Below are 25858 nucleotides of genomic sequence, written 5' to 3'. Positions count from 1 at the left end.
GACGAGATCAGATCGCCAGCAGTCGCCGCGCATCGAGAAGAATTTTCACTCGATCTCCAACCTTGCCGAGGCCCATGATGTAGCTGTCGACCTGCCCTTTGCCGCTGCCGGGTGCCGGTTCGACATTTTCGGAAGGGATGTCGGCGACCTCACAGACCCGATCGACGATCAACCCGGTCGACTGATCGTCGACGTTGACAACGATAATACAGGTACGCTCATCGTACTCCTGACCGGGAAGGCCAAACCGTGCCCGCACATCCATTACCGGTATCACCTTACCGCGCAGGTTTATGACCCCTTTGACGAAAGTGGGCATGTCCGGAACCTCGGTAATCTTTTGGATACCGATGATTTCGATCACATGCTGGATTGCGATTCCGTAATCCTCATTTGCCAGAAAGAAGGTTAAGAATTTATCTTTCTGAGTATCTTCCGTTTCGTACCCGGCATCATCCAACTCCAGCGGATCCTTTTCCATCACTTCGGCCATTTCGCCTCCTATTCGATATGGGGCCGTGGTTTACGGCTTTTGATATAGATTGCGCACTGTTCATAATCGCCACTGCAATACCGCACCACCTTTTCGATGTTGCGACTGGTCATGTCCAGGCAATAGCAATCACGCCGGGGATTGTTTACCAGCGGACATACTTTAACTTTTGTTGAATTTATGTCCGCAGGAGTCATTTCCACACACATCCGATAAATCCCTTTTAGCGATCCAGAGAAAGTACGCTTTGTTAACCAGTGTCCACCTGATATGGCAAAAGCTGTACCAAAGGAACAAGGTACTACCCCGAAAACAAAAAATTACACTCAATAAAATTTTTTAAATCGAAATTATGCAATGTTTTCAACATTTTGAGCCTTCCACTGAAAAACCATTTCCGGTATGGGACCAACCACTGGCCGACTTTCCCGGCCATTATGAGAATCGCTTACAAACAAAAAAAGTGTGGCGTGCCACACTGCGGAAGGTCCACACTTATGGGGCACGCCACACTTCGAATTTTAAAACAAGGGCTGTTTTTCCGCGAAAAGAAAAAACTATCTACCTTACTTGGTAGCTAAAACTCAAATGCCTCTGCACAGGTTATCGCCGAGCTCGCAGGGTCCTTTGCGGTATCGGGTTAGGCATCGATCTCATACTTGGCGAGCTTGCGATAAAGAGTTTTACGGTCTATCCCCAATAATCGCGCGGCCTTAGCTTTATTCCAAGCGGTCTTTTCCAGCGCCTTGCAGATCGATTGTACTTCGTCTTCTTCGACAACCTGAGGCGAAGCGTCTGAATTCTGGTCTTTGGTCGCCAGCAGATCTTCCGGCAAATGCCCGAGGGCAACCACTGGCTGCCGACAACGAACAAAGGCATACTCCATGACATGTTCCAACTCACGAATATTACCCGGCCAATTGTATTCCTGAAAAAATTCCGCCACTTCCTGGGAAATCCCGGTGACCTCCTTGCCCATGGTGCCATTCAACTTATCGATCATATGTTCTACCAACAAAGGGATATCGTCTTTTCGCTCACGCAAAGGCGGCAACGGGATGGTAATCACTTTCAGCCGATAATAGAGATCTTCGCGAAAGGAGCCCTGTCGAACCATTTCGGCCAGGTTGCGATTCGTCGCCGCCACAATACGAATATCGACTTTGGTCGGCATCGATTCGCCAATGCGTTCAATTTCCCGCTCTTGCAACACCCGCAATAAACGCAGTTGAACCTTATGAGAGATATCGCCTATCTCATCGAGAAAGATGGTCCCCCCTTCGGCCTTTTGAAAACGGCCGATACGATCCTTGACCGCCCCGGTAAAGGAGCCACGCACGTGGCCGAACAGTTCACTTTCGAGCAAGGTATCGGAAAGAGCCGCGCAGTTGACTTTGACCAGCGGCTTGTTGTGCCGTACCCCGGACTTGTGCAGCGCCTCCGCAACCAACTCTTTTCCGGTACCGCTCTCGCCGGTGATCAATACGGTCGAAGGTACATCGGCCAAATCGTCGAGTAGACAATAGAGCTCCTGCATTTTATTGCTGGCCCCGACCATTTTATGAAAATTATGGCGTTTGCGCAGGGAACGCTCCAGTTTGTCTATACGAGTTTCATCCCGGGTCACCAATACCGCCCCGATGGCTTCGCCGACAGCGTTAACCAAGGGCGAGGTTAGCAGGGTCAACACTTGGCGGCTGTTTGGCGAGTGATCACATTCGATACGTTCGAGCTGTCCCTGCCGGCCCGTCTCCAGGGTGCTCTGCAACAGGTCGCAACTGCGAACGGAACAGTTGCTCAAAGCCTCTCTGTAGGGTTGCCCAAGCACTTCTTCATCCAGTTGAAATATTCGTTGGGCCGCCTCGTTGGCCCGCTGAAGCTCCCCCTGTTGATCGACAATAATCAGGCCATCGCCCACACTGGAAAAGACCGCTTCAAGATTAATGCGATTGCGTTCGTTCTCCTCGGCGACATGACGGTATTTGATGGCGGCCCGGGCTACCTGCAAGAGGTCTTTCTTGACCACCGGCTTGGAAATATAATCGAAAGCGCCAAGGCGCAGCGCCTCGGAAGCGGTCTCGATATTGGGATAGCCGGTTACCATGATCACCGGGCACAAAGGAATCTGCTCCTTGATGGCCCGCAACACATCGATGCCGGTCTTGTCTCCCAACAAAATATCGCTGAACACCACGTCGTAACATTCCTGTCCGATACGCAGCAAAGCCTCTTGGTAATCAGCGGCCGTATCCACTTCATAACCTTCATCCGAGAGGAATCGTTGAAAAGTGAACCGCAGACTTTTTTCATCGTCGATGACCAATATCTTGGGCTTCATAACAAATCACTTCCTTTGGCAGTGGGCAGTTCGATGGTGACCTTGGTAAAGCGGTTCTCGGCACTCTCGATGTCAAGGCGACCACCATGGTCTTCTATAATGCCGTGGCTGATACTCAGACCAAGTCCGGTACCGGCCCCACTCGGCTTGGTCGTATAAAAGGGATCCAGGATCTTGGGTAACTGATGGGCCGGAATACCGGTGCCTCCATCGTGAAACACCAACCTGATTCGATCCCCGCCGGCCTCTTGAGCAAACTCGGAGCGGATAGCAAAAGTTTTACCCACATGGCCCTCGGGGTAACGCTGATTGAGGGCATAGCGAGCATTGCTGATAAGGTTAAGCATAACCTGCTGTAATTGTTGAAAATGTGCATTAACCAGGGGCAAACCGGGGTCCACATTGACATCCAACAGTATCATGTCTTTACGCAATTGTGATTCCGTCAGATTCAGGGCCGCGGTCAACACCTCCCCAAGGTTGACCGGAGTCTTCGTCTCCTGCCGATCACGGGCGAAGGAAAGGAGGTTGTATACGATATTGGCAATGCGCTCCCCTTCCTCGGTAATACCGCGCAATACCTCCCGGTTGTCTTCACCGATCTGGCCGTCATCGGCCAGTATCTGTGCATAATTGATGATGCCGTTGATGGGATTGTTGATCTCATGGGCCACTCCGGCAGCCAGTTCGCCCAGCGAGGCCAGATGATTGGCCCGGCTGGCCTCCTGTTCGAGTTGCCGCTGGCGGGTCACATCGCTCGCCAGAGAGATAACATTAATCCGCTCGCCCTCCTTGTTACAGACTGGAAAAGCCCGTACATGCCAGGAGCGGCCGTCATCGGTCTTGGTAAAGGCCTGTTCCACCTGGCCGGAACGAAAGCAACGCTCAACGGGACAGTGGTCGCCAGCCGCCGAGCAGCCGGCCCACAGGGCGCTGCAATGAGTGCCCGGCAGTTCGGTGACCGGCAGCTCAAGCAACCTTGCCGCCCCACGATTGCTGCGAACCACGGTCAGTTCAGGCGTGTAGAGGGTGATGGCATCGGGTATATGGTCGAGCAGGGCCTGGTATTCCTGATAAAGGCGCTTGAATTTTTCAGTGTTTTCGCGGGCAATCCGCTCCACGGCAAGGCGCTCGGTGACATCGACCGCAATACCCCGCAAACCGACGACCTGCTCTTGGCGGACAATGGGGGCCGCAGCTACAACCACGGTCACAGGAGACGATTCAGCACTGACCTGCAGAGAGTACTCTTCGTTCAACAACAGCTCTCCGGCCAGAACCCGTTGAAAATTGGCTGCCGCCCGCTGCCGGTCTTCGGGACCGAGGAGGTCTATAACCGATGGTTGCCGAGCCAGATCCTCATCGCTCCAACCGGCAAACTGCAGGGCCATACGGTTGGCAAAGGTCACACGGCCCTGCTGGTCGGCCTCAAAAACCGATTGCGGCAGCAGATCGGCCAACTCCCGAAAGCGCTCCTCACTTTGCCGTAACGCTTCTTCATCGGCCTTACGCCGTGAAATATCCCGAAAGGATGCCAGCACGGTGCGGGAATCGCCTTCGGACAACAAGGACAGAGAAAGTTCGACGATGATTTCCCTGCCATCCGCACACAGGGCCGGGAGCTCCAGAGGGGAACCAAAGACCCGGCTGCCTGAACCACTGGAAAAATAATCCGTCAACGCCTGCCGATGTCGCTCCCGGTATCTCATCGGCAGCAGAGCATCGAGGGTCTGACCAAGCATCTGCTGCCTGCTATGGCCGAATAAGCGCTCAGCCGCCGGGTTGAAAAGCACCACCAGTCCCTGATCGTTGATGGCTACCAAGGCATCGCTAATAGCCGATGCAGCCGCCTTGAAACGTTCTTCACTGCTCCGAAGTGCTCGCTGAGCCTGCTTCTGCCAACGCACATGGGGCAACAAAAAGAGGATTATAAGGCTTTGTAAGGCCAAAAAAAGAATCACGTAGAAGCGGATCTGTTCCGTTCCTCCCAGGCCCGCAGCCAGCAGCTCTGAGGAATCCTCTTGATAGGTCCAGACCAGCAAAAGGCTCCACGAGGACAGTAGCGCAACACCAAAAAAACCGATTCTTCTCATCTGCTGCCGCCAACCTCTTCTTGCTGGCCCATTTGGCAATCAGCATCGGCTACCGGCAGGTCGAGAACAACGCGGGTATATTGCCCAGGCACACTAAAGATCCTGATCTCTCCGCCATGATCCTTGATAATCCCGTGGCTGATACTCAGGCCGAGGCCGGTGCCGGAGCCACTCGGTTTGGTGGAATAGAACGGATCCATAACCTTGGGCAATACCTCCGGGGCAATACCAATTCCCTGGTCCAGAAAAGACAAGCGCACAAACGCCCCCCAGGGGTAGAACAAAGTTCCGATTCGATGTGAAAGATCTTTTCCGGATCCGCCGCAGAATATTTCTGATTCAGAGCATAACGGGCATTGCTGATTAGATTAAGTATTACCTGCTGAACCTGTTGCAAATGGGCAAGTACCGGGGGTAGGCCTGGGTTCATATCGATTATCAACTTGATGCCATCCCTGTTAAGTTGTGACTTGGTCAGGGCCAGAGATGCCGCCAGTATATCTTCTGCCGATACGGGTTTTTTGAACTCGGGGCGAGCCTTGGCAAAGTCGAGCAGGTTCTTCGCGATGTTGGCGATTCGCTCCCCCTCATCGATTATTTCCTGCACGATTTCTTGATTTTCAGCATCTTCACTGAATTGATCAGCCAGAATCTGAGCATAATTGATGATGCCGTTGATGGGATTGTTGATCTCATGGGCCACCCCGGCAGCCAATTCACCCAGAGAGGCCAACTGACCGGCCCGGCTGGCTTCTTCTCGCAACTGAATTTGGCGGGTAATATCACTGGCCATCTTGATGACGCTAACAACCTGGCCGTGGCGATTGGAAATCGGAATCGCCCGCACCCCCCAGGTGCGATCATCATTAGCCTTAATAACCGCTTTTTCCACCTGGCAACTGATAAAACTTTTACGCACCGGACAATCGTCGCCGCGAGCGCTACAGTCTGTCCATAGTTTTTCACAATGGTGATTTGCCAATTCGTCGGGATTGCAATTCAACAATTTAGCGGTACTGAGATTAGACCAGACCACCTGCATTGACGAATCGAGCAGGGTCAGAGAATCGGGGATATTGTCCAACAAGGCACGGAATTCCCGCGATATCTCACGATTCTCCCGTTCACTTTCTTTAAGAGCCTCTTCAGCTTCATACCGATCGCGGCGCATGGCCGCCTCGCGCAGTTCGCGCTCGATGGCAGGCCCCAGCCGTGCGAGATTGTCCTTCATAACATAATCGTGGGCACCCGCTTTCATCGCCGAGACTGCGATTTCCTCGCCGATGGCACCGGAAACGATAATAAAAGGGATATCCAGTCCTTTTTTCTGCAGCATAAATAGCGCATCGATGGCGGTAAAAGAAGGGAGCGAATAGTCGGAAATAACCACATCCCAGCTCTCTTCGCTCAAAGCCTGATTCAAGGCCGCTGCCGTATCGACCCAGCCGCAATGAATCAGATACCCTCCCTGACGCAAGTGCCGCTTCAACAACAGCACATCATCTTCGCTATCCTCGACGATCAATACATTTAAATGCCTGCTCACCAATACTGCTCCTTGAAGAAGAATCTATCGTATACCGCTCTTATATCGGCTTCTGTGCAGCAACCCTTTAGCCAACAATTAAAAGCTCAACAAATTCAACTCCTTATTTATCGAAACACAATGCCGGACAGGATCAATGCCGCGCGCATGGTATAGCACGGCACCACTTCCGCACGAAAGCTCTCGGCACAAATACATTATAAACCTGAGATAAGCACTCCCCTTAGGCCGGAGGCTCCTATCAGTCCAATCGACCGCTGGATTTTTTATAGTAATTAATCAGGCCGTTCGTCGAAGCATCGTGGCCATTCGCCGCCCCCTCTTCTTCAAGTTCCTGCAGAATCGTTCCCGCCAGCTGCTTGCCCAACTCCACCCCCCATTGATCAAAGGAGTTGATATCCCAGATGGCACCCTGGACGAAAATCTTGTGTTCATAAAGGGCAATCAAGGAGCCAAGGGTTCGAGGAGTCAACTTGCGATACAAAAAGGAATTACTCGGTCGATTGCCGGGGAACTGGCGATGGGGCAACAGGCGCTCAATCTCATTGGCGTCAAGATCGGCATTCTGCATCTCTTGACGGGCTTCCTGCTCCGTACGCCCCTTCATCAGTGCTTCGGGCTGAGCAAAGAAGTTGGAGAGCAAAATCGCATGATGCCGACCCAGGGGATGAGGCCCGACCACGGCCGCCAGAAAATCGGCCGGCACCAAGTGGGTGCCCTGATGAATGAGTTGATAGAAAGCATGCTGACCGTTGGTGCCCGGTTCGCCCCAAACGACCGGCCCGGTGGACCATTGCACCGGCTGACCATTAGAACGTACGCGTTTACCGTTGCTTTCCATATCTCCCTGTTGCAGATAAGCGGGAAAGCGGTGCAAATATTGATCGTAAGGCAGAACAGCATGGCTTTTGGCGCCAAAAAAGTTAGCGTACCAGATACCGAGCAATCCCATAATGACAGGGATATTACTTTCCAGTGGTTCCTGCCGAAAATGCTCGTCCACGATATGGGCACCGGCCAGCAACTCTTCAAACTGATCCATACCGACATAGAGGGCGATGGACAGACCAATAGCCGACCACAAAGAATAGCGCCCACCGACCCAATCCCAAAACTCGAACATATTTTGCGGGTCGATGCCGAACCGGCGCACCCGCTCCACATGGCTGGAAAGGGCGACAAAGTGCTTGGCAACCGCCCGTTCATCTCCGGCGGCACCCAGCAACCAATCTCGGGCCGAATGGGCGTTCGTCAAGGTCTCCTGAGTGGAGAAGGTCTTGGAGGCGATGAGAAACAGGGTCGTTTCGGGGTTGAGGTCTTTGAGAGTTTCCGTTAAATGAGACGCATCGACGTTGGAAACGAAGTGAACCCGCAGTCCCTTCTGGCCATAGGGCTTAAGGGCTTCGGTGACCATCAGAGGACCGAGGTCCGAACCACCGATTCCGATATTAACCACATCACGCACCGGCAGGCCACTGTATCCGAGCCAGTCGCCACTATGCACCTGTGCACAAAAACGCTTCATCTGTTGCAGTACGCGGCGCACTTGCGGCATGACGTCCTTGCCGGCCACCGGCATGGGCCGGTCGGAAAAATTGCGTAGAGCCACATGCAGCACGGACCGGCCTTCGGTAAAATTGATCGCTTCACCGGCAAACATGCGTTCGCGTTTTTCTTCCACCCCCGTCTCCCGCGCCAGATCGAACAGAAGTTTCAGGGTTTCGTCGGTAATGCGGTTTTTCGAAAAATCAAAGAGAATATTTTCCACAGACAGGGAAAAGCGTTCGAAACGGTCAGGCTCTGCAGCAAACAGATCCCGCATGTGCAATCCAGATACGTCTCGCCAATGTTTCGAGAGATCCTGCCAGGCCTTGGTCTGAGTCAGCACGAAATCAGCTCCTTTTCAAGGGGGATCATGAAATGTTTATTAATTTCCAGCGCATAGGCTCGCCCTTTTAAATACCCGCCAGGTTGGACCTTGTCAAACCCCGAGGTCGAAAAAGACCTTATACATAGACATTAGAAAAAAGGATTAAAATTCAAAAACATTCTCACGCTCGCTCCTTTCAGTCGCTCAAGCCGCAAAGACGCAAAGAAAGTCAAAACCCTTCTCTTCGGGTTTCCTTTGCGTCTTTGCGGCTTAAGTGAGCGAAGCGAACGGGCGTGAGATACGCTTTTTTCAATGGTTCAAATCGAATAAACTAAACAAAAAGCCGGCCTCCAGACAAAACTGGAAAACCGGCTTTTAGATAATCTTATGAATACTTTTGGCAATTGATCATTTTTCGCCGCCCTCGATCGCCCCTTCCTCTTCAACCAAACTCCAGGCCTCGGCCACCAATGCATCGGCAAGTTCGTCCTGTGGCACCTTGCGTACCACCTCGCCACGGCGAAACAGCAAGCCTTGCCCTTTGCCTCCGGCAATGCCGACATCGGCTTCGCGGGCTTCGCCTGGACCGTTCACCACACAGCCCATCACCGCCACCACAATTTTTTTGGGCAGATCACGCAATCGCCGTTCGACCTCCTCGGCAACGGGGATAAGGTCGACCTGGCAGCGGCCGCAAGTCGGGCAGCTGATAAAGATCGGGCCCCGATCACGCAAATCCAGGGCCCGCAAGATCTCCCAGCCGACCCGAACTTCCTCCACCGGGTCCCCGGTCAAGGATACTCTCAAGGTGTCGCCGATACCGTCATAAAGCAGAGTGCCAAGCCCCACGGCACTCTTGATCGTACCGCCCCAGGTCGTGCCGGCTTCGGTAATACCGATATGCAAGGGATAATCGACTTTTTCTGCCAACAGGCGATAGGCGTCCACGGTTCGCCGAACGTCCGAGGCCTTGAGGCTGACCTTGATTTCCCGGTAGCCAAGATCCTCGAGGATACGAATATGACCCAGGGCACTTTCGACCATGGCAGCAGCGGAGGGATGACCATGCTTGGCCAGCAGTTCTTTCTCGAGAGATCCCCCGTTGACGCCGATACGAATCGGTACCCGGCGTTCGGCGCAGGCCCGGACCACCTCTTCGACTTTCCAGCGCTCACCGATATTCCCGGGATTGAGCCGCAGGGCATCGACGCCGTTTTCGAGAGCCGCCAGGGCCAACCGGTAATCGAAATGAATATCAGCGACAAGGGGAATGCGACAGCCCTTGCGAATCGCCGCCAGAGCATCGGCCGCCTCTTCATCCGGCACGGCGCAACGCACAATGTCACAGCCGGCAGTCGTCAGCCCCTCAATCTGGGTCAAGGTCGCCGAAATATCCCGAGTATCGGTACTGCACATGGACTGGACAGCTATTGGCGCTCCGCCGCCGATGGGGAGATCACCTACAAAAATCTGACGGGTTTGTTGAGGCATAACTATCCTTTTTCAGCCATCGATGGCAACTTCGCTATCATTTTCATAACTTGGAGCGGCTAAAGTGTACGACTGACCATTGTACAAGTCAAGGCAGGGTATCCTGGCCCCGCTCGCAGCGGCGTTGACAGCAACGCGACGACAGAGTAAGGTGCGCGAACACAGCAATAAGACCCACCTTTAATCGGAAACGAACCATGGCCAAACGCCCTACTAATAATAATCGCCCCCGACGCCGACAGTCCCTGCCGACAACCCAGGCCACCATCAGTCAACTTAATGACGAAGGGGTCGGGATTGCCTACCACGAAGGCAAGGAATTGCTGGTTGCCGGCGCCCTTGCCGGAGAAAAAGTTCTCGTTGCCATCGAACATTCCGGTCAGCGACGCAGCATCGGCCAACTACGTCGAGTATTGGAAAAAAGTCCGTTACGCAGAACCTCGCCCTGCAATCTTGCAGAACGTTGTCAGAGCTGCGCCCTGATCCAGATGGACTACGAGGCACAACTTCGCTACAAATCGGCGAAATTGAAGCAGGCGCTAGCCGACTTTGAAATGTTGAAAGACCTTCAACCCCAACCGATCTTGGCTGCCGAACATCCCTTAGGCTACCGTACCAACGCTAAACTGGCCCTGAGTAAAGAACGAGGGAAAGTCCATATCGGCCTGTATCGCCGCGGCACTCATAAGGTGGTCGACATTGAAGACTGCCCCCTTCACCATCCGCTGATCAACCGCATTGTCCGTACGGTCAAAGACGAAATTCAGCGACAAAAGATCTTCATTTACGACCCTCAAACCCGGCGCGGCCTGCTGCGCTACCTGCTGATTAAGGTCAGCCCCAAAAACGAAAAGGCCATGGTGACCTTTGTCACCGCAGAACGAAACTACCGGGAAATTACACATCTGGCCAAGTGGCTGGCCCGTAAAGTCCCCGAGGTCATATCAGTACACCAGAACATCAACGGGTCGACGGGCAATGTGGTCATGGGTCGGGAAACGATTCGGATGCTCGGAGTTCCGGATCTCATCGATCAGGTGGGCGATATCCGTCTGCGAATCTCACCGACCTCCTTTTTCCAGGTTAATCATGAACAGGCCGCCCGCATTTACGAGCTGGTCCGCAAATGGGCTGCCCTCGAAAACCATGAGACCGCCCTGGACCTTTATTGCGGCATCGGCGGCATCGCCCTGCACTTGGCCAAAGACGCAGGTAGTGTCACCGGTATTGAGGTGGTCGAAGAAGCCGTGCTCAATGCTTGTGAAAATGCCCGAATGAACCGCCTGGGTAATTGCCATTTCCTGGCGGGAGACAGCGCCGAACTGATTCACGATCTGGCTCCCGACAGTGTCAAGGTGGCAGTAATCAACCCGCCCCGCAGCGGCTGTCAGGCAGAAGTCCTGGAAGCACTCGCCGAACTTGCACCGGCCAGGATCATCTATGTCTCTTGCAATCCGGCAACCTTGGCCCGGGACCTTGACCTCCTGCATGAAAAAAGCTACAGGGTCACCGAACTGCAGCCGGTCGACATGTTTCCCCAGACGGCGCACCTGGAAACGGTCGTGCACCTGCAACACAGAAACTAAACCGTCCACCATCTATCCTGCCTGCCGCCTCAAAAGAGCTATTGGCAAAGCACCTTTGATGAATTTGAGCAATAATTTCAAGTATTTTTTTTCGAGGGTTAAGATACACTTTTAATATGCCCAGGCCCTGAAAAAACACCGGAACTCCGCAGGGCGGACCTTTTATAGCGCACCATCAAAAAAGGCTCCCCGGTATTCACCGGGGAGCCTTAAAATCTAAAAATGAACAGGTCAGCCTTGCTTCACCACATTGGCTGCCTGTGGACCTTTTTGACCTTCGGTGATCTCGAAGCTCACCCGCTCGCCTTCGGCCAGAGATTTAAATCCTTCGCTCTGAATTACCGAAAAATGTACAAAAACATCGGGACCACCCTCCTGCTCGATAAACCCGAACCCCTTGGCGTCATTGAACCACTTCACTACACCTTCTGCCATTTCTCTACTCCTTTGTTTCGCAACTTGACCAAACGTTCGTTGCCCTGTGACAACTTCGAAAAGATAAGCCAGCAAGGATTTCAACGACCGTTCAGGCAACCCTCTGCTACCGCCAACCGAAGACCTCATCGCTGCTTAATTCAATCCTATTAACATAGCTTTAGGGGGAAATCAAGCAGCTCACACAAAAAAAATATTCTGAAAGGACATTTTTAGCACTGTGTTTGTTTTTTATGGGGATTGATTATTTAAGGAGCAATCCACCGATATAGCGGGGGTCAAGAGCCGCAGGGTCAAGACCGCAGAATTCTTCATCCCAAATGCTAAGACAAAAATGACCAAAGTTTTCCGCCCCCGGCTCCAGCGAATTCAACCAGTCAAAGGTCTTTTGGCGCAAAGATGCGGAAACTCGACCGTTTTCGACAATCAAACCATGCAATACGGAAAGATCGCCAGAAGGGATCGGCGCCGGTGCGAAGTCGCGGTTCAGTATCCGGTTGGCCAATGCGGTCAGGAAAATCTCAGACAGGGTCAGCTGGTCGACTTCAGCAAGGCCAGAACGCTCCGCCTCAGGCTCTTGCGAACCGGGCAGATCAAAGGGGAAACACCCTTCAAACAAACGCCGTTGCGTTTCGACATCAGCCAACCTCTGTCGTGTCGCCTCGACCTGCTTCAAGGACGAAAAGGGGAGGTCTCCCGCCCGTGCTGTTCCATCAAAAGCAATGCAATAGCGCGGTTTCCGCCCCAGCAGGGACGCTGTCAGCGCAGCATATGGACCATCCAAATAAGGTCCGACAGAAGAAGCCGTCAAACGACGAGCTTCCTGCTGCAACCCCAGAACCACACTGTAACCAAATCGGAACAGCCCTACCAGATAGGTCCCCTCAAAAAGCTCTTGAGCTTTTTCCAGGGAGCTGCCACAAAGTTGCTCCAAAGCGATATTTAAATATCCGTATACCTGCTCCAGGGTTTCCTGCACTGCAGCAGAGTCGCCTACATCGACACGGTCGGCAACCATCACCCGATTCAGCAGAAAACTCAGATCCCAGACATTGGCAGCGTCGATTCCGGCGGCAAGGACCTCGGCCAGCAAAGAACTTGAAGGCACTTCGGCCAGAGCAAACCCTGGCGCCACCGGACCAGGCTCGAAAAAAGTCTCCGGCCGGGAGAACTCATCCAGGTTAAACCGGTCGACATCCAGGCGAGCATAGACCCCCATCGCCTCAAAAGAATCCGGGAAACCATATTCAAGAAGACGGTTACGCCTTTGTTGATAAACCTCTTCTTCCAGCACCGAAGGCAATTCACTGCGCAATGCGTCAAGCAAACGCCGACAAAAAAATTCATCTCGGCAAAACAACGCACTAACGAGAGCACCTAAGGGCTTGGCCAATTCAGCATCCCGGAACTCGAATTCATAGGGCATCACTCCCGAACCCGGTTCCTGATCGTCATCACACAAATCATCAGGCCCTTTAACAACTGTCATCGACCGCTGCAGTATCAGTACAAGAAGATCAAAATCAAAATCATACAGTCTCTGCAACTGCTCTTCTTCCGTCCCCCCAAAGCCGCCAAAAGCCAGTCTAATGACGTCTCATCGTCAAGCTGGTCTCCCTGCCAGCTATCAAGATCGATGCAGACCGTTACCTGGTCCATGGAGGCCATGGCGACCAGATCCCTGGAATCTTCACGCCCTAATTCCTTGATCAACAAAAAAAGATCCTGTGGTGGTAAAATCTGGAGCAACTGCTGACCATCTGCGGCATCAAGCAACAGGCTATACTTGTCCTTCCCTTGAGCACTGTGGATCATAGCCAGACGTTCTTCCACGGGTAGAGCATTCAGCTCCTTAACGCGGGCGGCCTTGCTTAGACGAAGCAAGGACCGGGACCGATTTTGTTTGGTTTCGGCTGGCTCAGGATGGTTCATATGACGTTAACTCCTACAATAGTTTGGATTTGAAAACTGATAATGATAATTCAGCACACCACCAGGGTCAAGACAGAACAAACGATATCTCCTTTTTTTGTGCGCCTTTTGTGAAAATTTTCTTTAAAATGTCTATGAGCAATGCTATTATTTGAACTGATATTCTGCGCCCTGCACCAATGGCTTGACGATAGAAATTACGGCCCAAGGAGACACCCCAATGAACAACTTAAAGAGCCTGCTGGCCAGAATTGCGGTTGCAATCGTTGCCTGCGGTCTACTGGCCGCACCGGTGCCGGCAGCCAACCGCTCCAACAGTTTTAATATTTCGCCCATGCTCGGCGGCTATATCTTTGAAGGCGATCAGGACCTGGACGATGCACTAGCCTACAGCCTTGGCCTGGGATACAACCTGACCGATACCTGGAGCACAGAGTTCGTGCTCAATTATTTCGACGCCAACGCCAACAGCAGCGGCTCCGACGTCGACGGCTTGGTCTATCGCCTTGATACCCTCTACCACTTCATGCCCGACAGCGCCCTGGTTCCCTATATCGCCGGTGGCCTGGGCGGTATATCCCTAGACCCCAAAAACGAGGGTACGGACACCAGTTTTCTCATCGATTACGGGGTTGGCCTCAAATACTTTTTCACCGAGGACCTGGCGCTACGAGGCGACGTCCGCCACATTCTAGCCTTCGGCGATCCCGAACACAACTTTACCTACACCGCCGGGCTGACTTACTTGATGGGCGGCAAAACCACAGAAGCGCCCAAGCCTGTTCCTTCCATCGACAGCGATGGAGATGGAGTACCCGAGATACGTGATGCCTGCGCCAACACGCCGGTCGGAATAGCGGTCGACAGAGCCGGCTGCCCGCTGGATAATGACGGAGACGGCGTCTACAACGAACTGGACCAGTGTCCCGACACCCCCGCCGGCGTGGCCGTGACTGAAACCGGCTGCCCGCTGGATAGCGACGGTGACGGCATTGCCGATTATCTTGATGACTGCCCGGAAACCCCGACCGGGACAACGGTGAACGACAAGGGGTGCCCCCAAGACAGCGATGGTGACGGCGTCTACGACGACATGGACGAGTGCCCTGAAACCCCGGCCGGCTTAACGGTGGACGAAAAAGGCTGTCCCATTTCCATCACTTTGTCTATTGAGTTCGATGTCGACAAGTCCGATATCAAACCCAGGTACCATGACGAACTGGCCAAGGGCGCGGCCTTTATTCGCAAATATTCCAACCAAAAGATCCTGGTTGCCGGCCATACCGATTCGACGGGCAATGAGCCGTACAATGAAGCCCTGTCCCTACGTCGGGCTGAAAGCGTACGCGCCTATCTAGTAGAGAACTTCGACCTGGATGCGGACAAACTCTTTGCTCGCGGCTTCGGTGAGAAAGCCCCCATTGCCAGCAACGACACCGCCGAAGGACGGCAGCGAAACCGCCGGGTTGAGCTGTCCTGCTGCGCGATTACCCCTGAATAATTCAAACTTCCAGCACTTGATGTAACAAAGGCCGGCCACCTGTCCGGCCTTTTCTTTTTAGACAAAGACCGCCTCATGCCCGTCCACTCCCCGCAATGACCGTGGAGAAAACAAAACCGTCTGTTGCCACCTACCTCGAGTCGACATTTTTCACCGGGTTTTCACAGCGCGCATTGCGCCCTGCGGCAAATTGAATAGCGGTTAAAAGCATCTTACCGCCAAGGACGCCGAGAGCGCAGAGGAAAGACACATATCAGAGAAAGAAGTGGGGCTACTGACAATATCTCCCTCCCTCAACGTCAAGGACGGCATAGCCCAGCTAGCCAACAACTATTGATTTTTCTCTGCGCTCCTTGCGCTCTTGGCGGTGAATCATTTCGAGAAGCCAGAGGGTCCAACCGTCCCTGCGCCCCATACCTGCTGTGAAATATTTCTCAAATATGGAACAAAAAAAGGGCCTGCCGAAGCAGACCCTTTGGATGTTTCTATGTTTAAATCTTAGAAACGGTACTTCAGACCAACATTGTAGCTCCAAACTTCGACGTCGAGATCGACGTTTCTGGCTATAGCAGTGTCGAGCTCGGTTTCGTTGTTGAGGTACATGATATCGACATTGGCATAAACGTTCTCGGTGATCTTGATGTCGGCACCGATCTTGGCGTTCCAACCAAAGCTGTTATCGATCTGCAGTTCGGCGTCGGCGTTACCCAATGCATTCACAGTCATGCCTTCACCCCAGAAGAACATCCAGTTAATGCCAGCACCAACATAAGGGCTGATTCTTGATTCCGGCATGAAGTGGTACTTGGCGTACAAAGAAGGGGGCAGCACCCAGGTGTCACCGTTAGCAACAGCGCTACCAAGATCGATATCGACATGGGCGATAGCAGCCACCAGCTCGGCGCTGACGTTGGGGGTGAAGAAGTATTCCACCACCAGACCGCCGGTCATGGTGTCTTCGGCACTAATTTTGCCATAAGCATCAAGATCATCGGCACCGAGATCCACGTCAAGGTACATGATCTGAGTGCTCAGACTCCAGCGCTTGAAATCTTCAGCCGCCATGGCGGTAGACACCATGGAGAAAGCGAATACTACGGCGCACAGGGCGCCAACCAATACTGCAAATTTGCTCCGGTTCACATTTACCTCCCAAAACTTCCATCAACTTGTTGAACAAAATGAAGCGACCCCCTGCCGCTTCACACAACAGATTTCAAATGAATTTCTAACATGACACTAACCGTGTTCTGTCAGAATAACCCATAGGCTAATACCAGTTTTATAGTTGAACTGTCAACCTTTTATCGCACTTGCCTGCCGTGCCCTCGACATTCAAAAAGAGCCAACCAAAGGCCCACGAAAAGCCCCATTATTTCATAAGCTACTAGTTTTATTCGGCCTTCTTAAATACGTCCAGATTGAACTCTGCCCAAACCGGGCAGTGATCCGACGGACGCTCCATGGCACGAATATCATAGTCGATTCCGACATTACTGCAACATTCGGCCAAGGGCTGACTGGCCAATAAGAGATCGATGCGCAAACCCCGTTTAGGCTCCCGGTCGAAACCCCGGCTACGATAGTCGAACCAGCTGAAGCGGTTATCCGCCAAAGGCTTTTTAGCACGGAAGGTATCGACCAGACCCCACTCCTGAAGGTTCTGCAGCCACTGGCGCTCTTCCGGCAGAAAACTGCATTTACCGGTTCGCAGCCAGCGCTTGGCGTTGTCGGCGCCGATGCCGACATCGAGATCGTCCGGTGCCACGTTGAGATCCCCCGTCACCACCAGCCGGTCGGACGGATCAAAGCGATGCTGCAAAAAATGGTGCAATTTTGTATAAAAACGCTCTTTGGCAGAAAACTTGGTCGGATGGCTGCGGCTTTCACCCTGGGGGAAATATCCGTTAAGGACCCACAGCTTGCCACCATCATCCAAAGCAAAGGAAGCCGCCAACAATCGACGCTGATCGTCCTCAGTGTCATCGGGAAATCCCTTCTGCACCTCAAGAGGTTCACAGCGAGACATCAGGGCCACACCGTAGTGGCTTTTCTGGCCGTGATACTGAACCTGGTAGCCGAGTTCCTGTACGGCAGCCAGGGGAAAATCTGCATCTTGCGCTTTGGTTTCCTGCAATCCGATAATATCAGGCCGCTGCCGCTCGACCAGCTCTTGCAGCTGGTGCAGTCGGGCACGAATCCCGTTGACATTGAAGGATACGATTTTCACTACAAGACTCCTCTGATCGCTATCATTAGTGGCAGGCCGCAGATTGACGCCGCCAGGACGGAAAAAAGCCGCTTCCGGATAAAATCCAGCCATGTTCTGTAATCAATGGGAACGAATCAGGTCAAGAAATTCGGTGCCGTAGCGCTCCAACTTGCGCCGCCCTACCCCGTTTATTTCCAGCAGGGCCGAGTCATGAGTAGGACGAACACTGGCCATCTCTGCCAGGGTGGCATCGCTGAAGACCACGAAGGGCGGCACATGGTCGCGCTCCGCTAAGCTCTTGCGCAAGGTCCGCAAGGCCTCGAACAGCTTCGGATCGGGCTGATACTCCTCCGCCCTCTTGCTGGACGGCTTTTTCGTCCCGCCAACCCGTACCCGCGGTCGGGCCAGATTCAACACTTCTTCGCCGCGCAACAAAGGGCGGGCGGTGGCTGTCAGCTTGAGGATCGAATAGTTGCCTACATCCTGTTCCAGATAACCGAGATGAATCAGCTGACGCAACAGGCTGCCCCAGGCCTCCTGGCTATGGTCGCGACCGATTCCGTAAGTCGATAGCTTATCGTGCCCCAGTTGCCCGACGCGCTGATTCTTTGCACCTCGCAACACGTCGATGACATGGCCGGCCCCGAAACGCTGACCGACCCGGAAGACGCAGGACAGAGCTTTTTGGGCATCTTCGGTAGCATCATAGAGTTCAGGGGGATCAAGGCAAATATCGCAATTGCCGCAATCGGCCTCCAATTGCTCGCCGAAATATCCAAGCAGCACACGCCGGCGACAGAGCTGCGCCTCGGCAAAAGCCACCATGGAATTAAGCTTATGCAGGTCGATGCGCTTCTGGCGCTCATTGCGGCCCTGTTCGATCAGTCCTCGACTGATGGCGATGTCGCCGTAGCCGAATAACAGCAGCGCCTCGGCCGGCAGCCCGTCGCGCCCGGCTCGGCCGGTCTCCTGGTAGTAACTTTCAATGTTTTTGGGCAGATCGTAATGGACCACGAAACGGACGTTGGACTTGTCGATCCCCATACCGAAAGCGACAGTCGCCACCACCACCTGCAGATCGTCCTGCAGAAACTCCTCCTGCACCCGCCGCCGCTCTTCATCACCAAGGCCGGCATGATAAGCCGCGGCGGATAATCCTGCCTGCTGAAGCTTTTTCGTTACCTCTTCGACCCGCTTGCGGCTTAGCGCATAGACAATACCGGACTGATTCTTCTGCCGACCGAGAAAGTCCATTAATTGGCGAGCCGGCTTACTCTTTTCCACCACCGAATAGCGAATATTAGGCCGGTCAAAGCCGGCGATAAAACTGGCGGCATTGTTCAAACCAAGGCGTTGCAGAATCTCTTCCCGGGTCTGGGCATCCGCCGTAGCCGTTAATGCGATCAACGGCACTTCGGGAAAAAGCATGCGCAAATTACCCAGCTGGACGTACTCCGGGCGGAAATCATGGCCCCATTGAGAGACGCAATGGGCCTCATCGATAGCGAATAGGGCCACTGGCACCTGCCGCAAGCGCTCCAGGAAGCCTTCACTCATCAATCGCTCTGGAGCGACATAGAGCAAGTCGAACTGACCGTCGTGGAGCTGTGCCAGAACCTGACGGGCCTCGGCGCTACGAAGCGATGAATTATAAAATGCCGCGCGGACGCCGTTGACCCGCAGGGCGTCGACCTGATCTTTCATCAGGCTGATCAAGGGAGAAACGACGATGGCGGTTCCAGGGCGATGCAATGCAGGCAACTGGTAACAGATCGACTTGCCACCACCTGTGGGCATCAACACAAAGGCACTCTGCCCGGCGATCAAGCCATCGACAATCTGCTGTTGAAAGGGGCGGAAGGATCGGTATCCGAAGACGCTATGCAGGGTATCCAGAGGATCCCGTTTCAATACTGACATTCACGACTCGCTAAAGGAAAGAAACCCGCTATCGCGGCCGTCGTTCAACGACCAACAGGGTCGGCGCAACTTGGCGGTTGGGCACGGAAAAATGCAATACATCCCAATATTCAGGCGGCAATCCGGCAAAGAGCTGCTGGACCTTTTCCGCTTCCGTGGCGCGCCCCGAAGGATCGACATAACAAATCACTGCCAGACGGCCACCGGGAAGGAGCAATTCAAGAGCTGCCCGCAATGCCGAAAGAGTCGAAGGGGACGCAGTGGCAAAAGCGGTGTCACTATCGGGCAAGCAACCGAGAGTAGCGATTATGGCAGGAACCGGTTCGCTCAGGTAACTGGTCAAACGGCTATGGCAATCGTGCACCAGATAAATGCCTGACTCCGCGTATGGTTCACCGGCCTTCAGGCTGCCGGACCGAATCTTTGCCCCCTGCTGCTCCAACAGGCTGGCCGTCGCCTGCAAAGCCTCTTCTTGAACATCGAAAGCCAGCACCCTGCCATGCTCGCCCACCAGTCGAAATAAAAAATCAGTATCCCGGCCGTTTCCGGCAGTAAGATCCACCGCCAGACCACCGGGCTGCAGAACCTCGGTCAGCAGGGCATGGGCCCAAGGTGCCATACGTAACAAACCAGCAGGAAGAGTCATGAACTAGCCCCTGAATAAAGAACACCCCGCCGCCGCAAGACATATCATCTTTGCGATAGCGGATCACGTGAGTATCTCCGGCATGAATCACGCCAGATCAGGCCACATTGAAGCCCCAACAAAACAATGGGGGCCGAATGGTCCTTCATTATCATATGCCCCTTGCAGATAGTCAACGCGCATCTGGTCGCACTTTGAAGCGGAAGCCGACCCTGCCACGTCAACACCTTCAACAGACTTCAAGCAAAGACCGAAGCACCATCAAAATGAATGTCGCAAGAGGAGTTAAAGGCAAGCAGATCTTTTTGCTTGCAACATTAAATATGATTTGCTATATGTATTAGCACTCTAAGCATCAGAGTGCTAACAAAACTCAAACAAAGTTCAATTCCAGGGAGGCCTTTTCAATGAGCACCCTCTACCTGCCCGTCGTTACCGACACCCTTGACCTATATATTGCCCAGATCAAAAAATTCGACCTGCTTAGCCGCGAAGAAGAATATCGCCTGGCTACGTCCTACAAAAACCATGGCAACCGGCAGTCCGCCCACCGTCTGATCTGTGCAAATCTTCGTTTCGTAGTCAAAATCGCACATGAATATCGAGGCTATGGGCTAAAAACTCTTGACCTTATTCAAGAGGGCAACATCGGCATGATGATGGCGTTGAGGAAATTCGATCCTGAGCGGGGACTTAAATTCATCACCTATGCCGTGTGGTGGATTCGGGCCTACATCAATAATTTCATCATGAAAAACTGGTCTCTGGTGAAAATCGGAACGACTCAGGCTCAGAAGAAACTCTTTTTCAAACTCAACCAGACCCGGCGCGCTCTGCGGCGTTTGACCGGCCGCGAAGAACCTCAGGATATTGCCAGTGAATTGGCGGTGCGCGACAACGAAGTCGAGGAAATGGCTCTGCGCATGGCCGCCCGGGACGCATCCCTCGACCTGAAACTAACAGAGGGCAGCGATTATACCTTGTTGGACTCTCTTGCTGATGAGCGCGAAAACCAGGAAACACTGCTCTTGGAACAGGAAGAAACTCAAGTTCTTTCCAACCAGGTGGAAGATGCACTGGCGGTACTCAAGGAACGAGAGCGTCACATCATTCAGCAACGCATCCTCTGCGATACTCCCCAGACCCTGCAAGAGCTCGCCGACCATTACAGTGTCAGTCGCGAGCGCATTCGTCAGATCGAAAAAGCCGCGCTAGAAAAACTCAAAGGGAAACTCGCCCTCACTCACAGTTGATCCCGCTTGTTGCCTTTCAGACAACGCCTGTTTGTTTGACAAACAACAGCAAATCCCTTAACCTCTACCGCAGCTTTTATCAATCATCCAATGTTGAGGTTCTAGATATATGAAACCGGCTTTTTTGTGTGTCTTACTGTCTTGTTTTTTTCTTGCGGCCTGCCTAGGCGGCGCCCCCCCCCAACCTAAAAGCGCTGAAGATTATTACCTCCAGGGCAAAACCCAATTCGATGACGGCAACTACATGGAAGCTGTCACCTCGCTGGAAAAAGCCCGAGAAATTTATGAATCGGCCGAGATTAACACCAAAGCCGAACTACTGCTGGCTGACACCCATTTTGCGGCAGAGGACTATCCCGAAGCTGCCAGCGCCTACGAAACTTTTCTCAAGCAGCATCCGGGACACCCTGAAACAGCCCGGGTATTGAGTCGCCTGGGCATGTCTTATTTCAATCAGGTTCTGGCCATTGACCGCGATCAGACGGCAACCCGTAACAGCATTGTCACCTTTGAAAGCCTGCAACGTCTCTACCCTGACGACTGGCGAGCCAAAGAAGCTCCGGAGATTATTCGCTATTGCCGTGACCATCTGGCCCAACACGAACTCTACGTCGGTCGCTTTTACCTTAAAACCGGTGAGCACCGTTCGGCCATCAACCGCCTGATCGCCATTTACGAAGACTTCCCGGATTTTTCGGGACTGGACCAGGTCGCTTTCTATCTTGGTCAAGCTTATCTGGACAACGGCCACCCTGCCCTGGCAGTAAAAACCCTGGAAAAAATGCTGCAGGATTATCCGGGCAGCGAATACTACGCCCAGGCAGAAAAACTGCTTCGGGAAGAACTCTGACTTCGCTTCACTAAGAAAACCGGGCTTATTTTCAGCCGGGTTTTCTCTTGACGTCCGTATACGGCACTTTTATAGTTCAGCATCACCGTAAACAACCCGCCGTATATTCCGGGCAGTTCTCCGGCATCAGACCCCATCGGGTCATTAACTCTCCCGTCGAAAGCCCTGGATATTCGCTCTGCCATTGCCCATAGTTGCGCAACCTGCGTAAAACTACTGGCTCGAAAACCTATGGCGACAGGGAAGCAGTCCGCATTATCAGATCAAGGAGTAGAATCATGTCCACCCTAGAAAGCCGAATCGGCTGCCCTATCCTGCGCAACCGGGTCAAAACTGTTGAAGAGGTCCTTCCGCTGTTCAAGGACGGCATGAACCTGGGATGGTCAGGCTTCACCCCCGTGGGTTACCCCAAGGCCATACCCAAGGCGCTAGCCAACCATGTCGAAGCCAACAACCTGCAAGGAAAGCTGCGCTTCAACCTGCTGGTCGGCGCTTCCGTCGGCACCGAAACGGAAGACCGCTGGGCATCCCTCGACATGATCTCCAGGCGCTGGCCCTACCAGAGCGGCAAGAACATTCAGAAAGGCATCAACAGCGGCCGCATTCTGATGAACGACAAACACCTCTCCATGTTCGCCCAAGACCTGCTTTACGGCTTTTACACCAAAGACCTGGGGGGCAAGCTCGATATCGGCATCATCGAGGCCTCGGCCATCACCCCCGAAGGCAACATCATTCTGGCCGGCTCCGTCGGCATCGCCAGCGAGATCATTCAGACTGCGGAACGACTGATCATCGAACTCAACACCGCCATCCCCTCCCACGAGGGGCTGCACGACATCATCATTCCGGATCTGCCGCCCAACCGGCAGCCGTTTCTCATCAGCAAGGTTTGCGACCGCATAGGCCAACCCTGGGTGCCCTGCGATCCGAACAAAGTCGTGGCCATCGTCGAATCCCGCGAACCGGACAACGGCCGACCGCTGGGCAACACCGATCACGTCTCGGAGCGTATCGCCGGACACATACTCGACTTCTTCGAATCCGAAGTACGCGCCGGGCGCCTGCCGTCCAACCTGCTGCCCTTGCAATCGGGGGTTGGCAACATCGCCAATGCCGTGGTCGGCGGCCTGGTTAACGGCCCCTTTTCCGACCTGACCGTCTACACCGAGGTACTGCAGGACACCATGCTCGACTTCTTCGACTCGGGCAAATTGAACTTTGCTTCCGCCACCTCCCTGTCCCTTAGCGAGGGCGGATTCCAGAGGCTCTACGACAAGTGGGACGAGTACACCAGCAAAATCGTACTGCGCCCCCAACAACTGGCGAACAATCCGGAAATCATCCGCCGTCTCGGCGTCATCGCCATGAACACCCCGGTGGAATTCGACATCTACGCCCACGCCAATTCGACTCTGGTCGGCGGCAGCCGCATGATCAATGGCATCGGCGGCTCCGGAGATTTCCTGCGCAACGCCTTTTTGTCGATCATGCACACCCCCTCGGTGCGCCCCAGCAAAACCGACCCGACCGGTATCAGCTGCGTGGTGCCCATGGTGCCCCACGTCGACCACACCGAGCACGACCTCGACGTGGTCGTCACCGAACAGGGCCTCGCCGACCTGCGCGGCCTCGCTCCCCGCGAACGGGCCGAGACCATCATCTATCGCTGCGCTCACCCCGATTACCGGCCGATCCTGCAGGAGTACCTGGACCGGGCCAGCAGCATCTGCCTGGCCAAAGGCTGCGGCCACGAACCGCACATGCTCGACAAAGTATTCCGCATGCAGCAACACCTGGCCGAGCACGGCACCATGAAGGTCAAAAACTGGGATTGACCCCAGCATACATAACAGTAGCAAAAGAAGAGCCCATCCGAAAACGGATGGGCTCTTCTTTTGTTTGCCGATAAAATTAAGGCCTGTCGCCACGAAAAACCAACACCCTCCTAAAAAAACCGATCGAACAGCCCCCGGCGCTCCTCACGAACATTGCGCAACGATGTCTTGTCATCGTGATCCAGGTGATTACCCTTGGCGATGCCGATGCGTTGAGACAAGTAGATACCCGAATGGCCGCTGAACAGATAGGCGAGAAAACAGCCCGTGGCAAAATAGATCAGATACTGGGAACCAAAGAGCTCCACTCCCATAATGGTGCAGGCCAATGGCGTGTTGGTGGCACCGGCAAAGACCGCAATGAAACCGACCCCGGCCAGCAGATCGACCGGCACGCCGAGTACCCCTGCCAACGCCGCGCCCAGAGTCGCACCGACGAAAAACAGCGGCGTCACCTCGCCGCCCTTGAAACCGGCACTGAGAGTGATGGCCGTCAGCAGCAGTTTCCAGAACCAGCTCCAGGACGTCACACCGCCGGTGAAGGCGTTGACGATCGACACCCCTTCGCCCGTGGCGGTAGTAACACCGATTCCCAGGTAGTCCCGAGTGCCGAGCAGCCAACTGATCCCCAGCACCAGGGCGGCACCGATAATCGGCCGTACCCAGTAGGCGGGAACAAAGCGTTTGAACAGTTTCTGAAAGGAGTGGGTCAATTCAGCAAACAGGAATCCTGCCAGGCCGAAGGCCACCGATGCGATAGCGATCTTTGCCGCCAAAAGCGGGTCGATGCGGAACTCCGGCAGCGAAATCTGCATGGCCGCGCCGCTGATGTGATAAGGGGTATGGCCAATCCCCAGGCGGTACAGAAAAAGTCGCCCATAACACTCGCCATCAGGCAGGGGATCAAGGCGTTATAGCGCATGCTGCCCAGAGCCAATACCTCCAGGGCGAAGACGGCCCCGGTCAGAGGAGTACCGAATACCGCGCCGAATCCCGCTGCAACCCCCGCCGTCAGCAGAATACGCGTATCGCCCTCATCGAGCTTCAACGGCCCAGTAAAGACCTGGGCGATGCTACCGCCCATCTGCACCGCAGTCCCCTCCCGACCAGCCGAACCACCGAACAGGTGAGTCACTACCGTGCCCAGCAACACCAGCGGCGCCATGCGTAAGGGAACGCCGCCCCCCGGCTCATGGATCTGCTCCATGACCAGATTGTTGCCCCCTTCGGCATTCTTGCCGTAACGCGAATAGCTGACGACAATGACGACCCCGGCCAGGGGAAGAAGAAAGACCAACCAGGGATGTTCCCAGCGCAGCACCGTCGCCTCGTGCAGCATCCATAAAAAAAGAGCCACAGCCGACCCGACCAGGGCGGACATGGGCAAAACCAGCAAAAACCAGCGCAGGACATACTTGCCCAGCGAAAGATGCTCCTTGAAATCCCAACGTATCGGCATGATATTTTAATACTCCGATCTGATCAGCTAACGAACGTTCCAACTCCCCATCTTGGCAAGAACCCTATCAGTCCCCCCCGAAACACCTGACTCTGCTTAGATGCGAGAATAAACTGTCTCATGAAAGATTTTCATAACCTACCTCACGGTCAGGAATATTGGCAAGACCAAACAGCGAACCTAAGAAACCTGGCTGGATCTTCCAATATGTCAGGGGGGCAGAGACAATCCTGAAATCGGGATACTTTTAGATTCATTGATAAATAAAAAAAGTTTAAGACAATTGTCGTTCAACAGGGCATCAGCCACCTTAATAAATTTATCGGTACCTACAAATGTCGATTTTTGATACATTCGGCACCTGTAAAGCGCTATCTGGATGCCTGACACCTCAA

22 protein-coding genes are annotated in these 25858 nt (G+C 53.8%); 5 read left to right on the top strand and 17 right to left on the bottom strand.

Translation table 11 applies throughout. The features are described from left to right. Nucleotides 1-7 precede the first annotated feature (7 nt). The 8 genes from A7E78_RS12845 to ispG all read right to left on the bottom strand — a co-directional run bounded on the left by A7E78_RS12845 (nucleotide 8) and on the right by ispG (nucleotide 9831). Entirely contained in the window at nucleotides 8-493 is a 486-nt protein-coding gene (locus A7E78_RS12845) for a chemotaxis protein CheW (protein ID WP_072284656.1), read from the bottom strand. A gap of 8 nt (nucleotides 494-501) precedes the next feature. Further along, nucleotides 502-690 carry a hypothetical protein gene (locus A7E78_RS12840; RefSeq protein ID WP_145924905.1) on the bottom strand — a complete coding sequence of 63 codons (189 nt, stop codon included), beginning with the start codon at nucleotides 688-690 and terminating at the stop codon, nucleotides 502-504. Nucleotides 691-1133: 443 nt separating this feature from the next. Beyond that, entirely contained in the window at nucleotides 1134-2831 is a 1698-nt protein-coding gene (locus A7E78_RS12835; protein WP_072284654.1) for a sigma-54 dependent transcriptional regulator, read from the bottom strand. Beyond that, entirely contained in the window at nucleotides 2828-4924 is a 2097-nt protein-coding gene (locus A7E78_RS12830) for a PAS domain-containing sensor histidine kinase (protein ID WP_083553101.1), read from the bottom strand. Before A7E78_RS12830 ends, A7E78_RS12835 begins: the two co-directional genes overlap by 4 nt. Next, nucleotides 4921-5184, bottom strand: coding sequence for a sensor histidine kinase (locus tag A7E78_RS12825; RefSeq protein WP_072284652.1), 264 nt, complete (start codon nucleotides 5182-5184; stop codon nucleotides 4921-4923). The genes A7E78_RS12830 and A7E78_RS12825 overlap by 4 nt, the downstream gene beginning before the upstream one ends. After that, nucleotides 5070-6470: a hybrid sensor histidine kinase/response regulator gene (locus A7E78_RS12820; RefSeq protein WP_145924904.1), complete on the bottom strand. Its 1401-nt coding sequence runs from the start codon at nucleotides 6468-6470 to the stop codon at nucleotides 5070-5072. The genes A7E78_RS12825 and A7E78_RS12820 overlap by 115 nt, the downstream gene beginning before the upstream one ends. A gap of 241 nt (nucleotides 6471-6711) precedes the next feature. After that, the gene (pgi, locus tag A7E78_RS12815) at nucleotides 6712-8358 is read right to left on the bottom strand and encodes a glucose-6-phosphate isomerase (protein ID WP_072284650.1); all 1647 of its coding nucleotides are present in this window, start codon (nucleotides 8356-8358) and stop codon (nucleotides 6712-6714) included. A gap of 390 nt (nucleotides 8359-8748) precedes the next feature. After that, complete coding sequence (gene ispG, locus A7E78_RS12810; RefSeq protein ID WP_072284649.1) at nucleotides 8749-9831, bottom strand: flavodoxin-dependent (E)-4-hydroxy-3-methylbut-2-enyl-diphosphate synthase; 1083 nt, start codon at nucleotides 9829-9831, stop codon at nucleotides 8749-8751. Between the two features lie 197 nt (nucleotides 9832-10028). Between ispG and rlmD the strand changes: the two genes are divergently transcribed. Continuing rightward, on the top strand, nucleotides 10029-11417 hold the full coding sequence (gene rlmD / locus A7E78_RS12805; protein ID WP_072284648.1) for a 23S rRNA (uracil(1939)-C(5))-methyltransferase RlmD: 1389 nt from the start codon (nucleotides 10029-10031) through the stop codon (nucleotides 11415-11417). A gap of 231 nt (nucleotides 11418-11648) precedes the next feature. On the opposite strand, the gene A7E78_RS12800 is transcribed toward rlmD, so the two are convergent. The 3 genes from A7E78_RS12800 to A7E78_RS15550 all read right to left on the bottom strand — a co-directional run bounded on the left by A7E78_RS12800 (nucleotide 11649) and on the right by A7E78_RS15550 (nucleotide 13784). Beyond that, complete coding sequence (locus tag A7E78_RS12800; protein WP_072284647.1) at nucleotides 11649-11852, bottom strand: cold-shock protein; 204 nt, start codon at nucleotides 11850-11852, stop codon at nucleotides 11649-11651. 244 nt (nucleotides 11853-12096) lie between these two features. Continuing rightward, a complete protein-coding gene (locus A7E78_RS12795; RefSeq protein WP_250637596.1) occupies nucleotides 12097-13398 on the bottom strand; it encodes a DUF6178 family protein in 1302 nt (433 codons plus the stop codon). Beyond that, nucleotides 13356-13784, bottom strand: a complete 429-nt coding sequence (locus A7E78_RS15550) for a DUF6178 family protein (RefSeq protein ID WP_072284645.1) — start codon at nucleotides 13782-13784, stop codon at nucleotides 13356-13358. The genes A7E78_RS12795 and A7E78_RS15550 overlap by 43 nt, the downstream gene beginning before the upstream one ends. 220 nt (nucleotides 13785-14004) lie before the next feature. Here A7E78_RS15550 and A7E78_RS12785 point away from each other — a divergent pair, with 220 nt between their 5' ends. Next, nucleotides 14005-15285 (top strand): OmpA family protein, encoded by a 1281-nt coding sequence (locus A7E78_RS12785; RefSeq protein ID WP_072284644.1) that lies wholly within the window; start codon nucleotides 14005-14007, stop codon nucleotides 15283-15285. 498 nt (nucleotides 15286-15783) lie between these two features. Here A7E78_RS12785 and A7E78_RS12780 read toward each other — a convergent pair whose 3' ends face one another. From A7E78_RS12780 to mnmM, 4 genes are all read right to left on the bottom strand, one after another. Next, the gene (locus tag A7E78_RS12780; protein WP_072284643.1) at nucleotides 15784-16428 is read right to left on the bottom strand and encodes an OmpW/AlkL family protein; all 645 of its coding nucleotides are present in this window, start codon (nucleotides 16426-16428) and stop codon (nucleotides 15784-15786) included. A 250-nt stretch (nucleotides 16429-16678) separates the two neighbouring features. Beyond that, nucleotides 16679-17515, bottom strand: a complete 837-nt coding sequence (xthA, locus tag A7E78_RS12775) for an exodeoxyribonuclease III (protein WP_072284642.1) — start codon at nucleotides 17513-17515, stop codon at nucleotides 16679-16681. A 102-nt stretch (nucleotides 17516-17617) separates the two neighbouring features. Further along, the gene (recQ, locus tag A7E78_RS12770; protein WP_072284641.1) at nucleotides 17618-19417 is read right to left on the bottom strand and encodes a DNA helicase RecQ; all 1800 of its coding nucleotides are present in this window, start codon (nucleotides 19415-19417) and stop codon (nucleotides 17618-17620) included. Between the two features lie 28 nt (nucleotides 19418-19445). After that, nucleotides 19446-20063 (bottom strand): tRNA 5-(aminomethyl)-2-thiouridylate-methyltransferase MnmM, encoded by a 618-nt coding sequence (mnmM, locus tag A7E78_RS12765; protein ID WP_083553097.1) that lies wholly within the window; start codon nucleotides 20061-20063, stop codon nucleotides 19446-19448. Between the two features lie 407 nt (nucleotides 20064-20470). On the opposite strand from mnmM, the gene rpoH reads away from it, so the two are divergent. The 3 genes from rpoH to A7E78_RS12750 all read left to right on the top strand — a co-directional run bounded on the left by rpoH (nucleotide 20471) and on the right by A7E78_RS12750 (nucleotide 24004). Further along, a complete protein-coding gene (rpoH, locus tag A7E78_RS12760; protein WP_072284640.1) occupies nucleotides 20471-21316 on the top strand; it encodes an RNA polymerase sigma factor RpoH in 846 nt (281 codons plus the stop codon). Nucleotides 21317-21425: 109 nt separating this feature from the next. Further along, complete coding sequence (locus A7E78_RS12755) at nucleotides 21426-22166, top strand: outer membrane protein assembly factor BamD (RefSeq protein WP_072284639.1); 741 nt, start codon at nucleotides 21426-21428, stop codon at nucleotides 22164-22166. 278 nt (nucleotides 22167-22444) lie between these two features. Then, complete coding sequence (locus tag A7E78_RS12750; protein ID WP_072284638.1) at nucleotides 22445-24004, top strand: acetyl-CoA hydrolase/transferase C-terminal domain-containing protein; 1560 nt, start codon at nucleotides 22445-22447, stop codon at nucleotides 24002-24004. A gap of 110 nt (nucleotides 24005-24114) precedes the next feature. Here A7E78_RS12750 and A7E78_RS15545 read toward each other — a convergent pair whose 3' ends face one another. Both A7E78_RS15545 and A7E78_RS15540 read right to left on the bottom strand, forming a co-directional pair. Continuing rightward, nucleotides 24115-24819 (bottom strand): chloride channel protein, encoded by a 705-nt coding sequence (locus A7E78_RS15545; RefSeq protein ID WP_250637595.1) that lies wholly within the window; start codon nucleotides 24817-24819, stop codon nucleotides 24115-24117. Further along, nucleotides 24714-25463 (bottom strand): chloride channel protein, encoded by a 750-nt coding sequence (locus A7E78_RS15540; RefSeq protein ID WP_250637594.1) that lies wholly within the window; start codon nucleotides 25461-25463, stop codon nucleotides 24714-24716. Before A7E78_RS15540 ends, A7E78_RS15545 begins: the two co-directional genes overlap by 106 nt. Nucleotides 25464-25858: the final 395 nt, after the last annotated feature.

The organism is Syntrophotalea acetylenivorans, assembly GCF_001887775.1.
GTDB classification, from domain to species: Bacteria; Desulfobacterota; Desulfuromonadia; order Desulfuromonadales; family Syntrophotaleaceae; genus Syntrophotalea_A; species Syntrophotalea_A acetylenivorans.
This window is presented reverse-complemented; position numbering and strand designations above follow the sequence as displayed.

What these genes read in the sequence shown, in the direction of transcription:
- A7E78_RS12785 (WP_072284644.1), top strand. Translation starts at nt 14,005, where the DNA reads ATGAACAACTTAAAGAGCCTGCTGGCCAGAATTGCGGTTGCAATCGTT.
- A7E78_RS12750 (WP_072284638.1), top strand. Translation starts at nt 22,445, where the DNA reads ATGTCCACCCTAGAAAGCCGAATCGGCTGCCCTATCCTGCGCAACCGG.
- A7E78_RS12835 (WP_072284654.1), bottom strand. Translation starts at nt 2,831, where the DNA reads ATGAAGCCCAAGATATTGGTCATCGACGATGAAAAAAGTCTGCGGTTC.
- recQ (WP_072284641.1), bottom strand. Translation starts at nt 19,417, where the DNA reads ATGTCAGTATTGAAACGGGATCCTCTGGATACCCTGCATAGCGTCTTC.
- A7E78_RS12830 (WP_083553101.1), bottom strand. Translation starts at nt 4,924, where the DNA reads ATGAGAAGAATCGGTTTTTTTGGTGTTGCGCTACTGTCCTCGTGGAGC.
- A7E78_RS15540 (WP_250637594.1), bottom strand. Translation starts at nt 25,463, where the DNA reads ATGCCGATACGTTGGGATTTCAAGGAGCATCTTTCGCTGGGCAAGTAT.
- A7E78_RS12845 (WP_072284656.1), bottom strand. Translation starts at nt 493, where the DNA reads ATGGCCGAAGTGATGGAAAAGGATCCGCTGGAGTTGGATGATGCCGGG.
- ispG (WP_072284649.1), bottom strand. Translation starts at nt 9,831, where the DNA reads ATGCCTCAACAAACCCGTCAGATTTTTGTAGGTGATCTCCCCATCGGC.
- A7E78_RS12755 (WP_072284639.1), top strand. Translation starts at nt 21,426, where the DNA reads ATGAAACCGGCTTTTTTGTGTGTCTTACTGTCTTGTTTTTTTCTTGCG.
- A7E78_RS15550 (WP_072284645.1), bottom strand. Translation starts at nt 13,784, where the DNA reads ATGAACCATCCTGAGCCAGCCGAAACCAAACAAAATCGGTCCCGGTCC.
- A7E78_RS12800 (WP_072284647.1), bottom strand. Translation starts at nt 11,852, where the DNA reads ATGGCAGAAGGTGTAGTGAAGTGGTTCAATGACGCCAAGGGGTTCGGG.
- mnmM (WP_083553097.1), bottom strand. Translation starts at nt 20,063, where the DNA reads ATGACTCTTCCTGCTGGTTTGTTACGTATGGCACCTTGGGCCCATGCC.
- A7E78_RS12840 (WP_145924905.1), bottom strand. Translation starts at nt 690, where the DNA reads ATGACTCCTGCGGACATAAATTCAACAAAAGTTAAAGTATGTCCGCTG.
- rlmD (WP_072284648.1), top strand. Translation starts at nt 10,029, where the DNA reads ATGGCCAAACGCCCTACTAATAATAATCGCCCCCGACGCCGACAGTCC.
- rpoH (WP_072284640.1), top strand. Translation starts at nt 20,471, where the DNA reads ATGAGCACCCTCTACCTGCCCGTCGTTACCGACACCCTTGACCTATAT.
- A7E78_RS15545 (WP_250637595.1), bottom strand. Translation starts at nt 24,819, where the DNA reads ATGCAGATTTCGCTGCCGGAGTTCCGCATCGACCCGCTTTTGGCGGCA.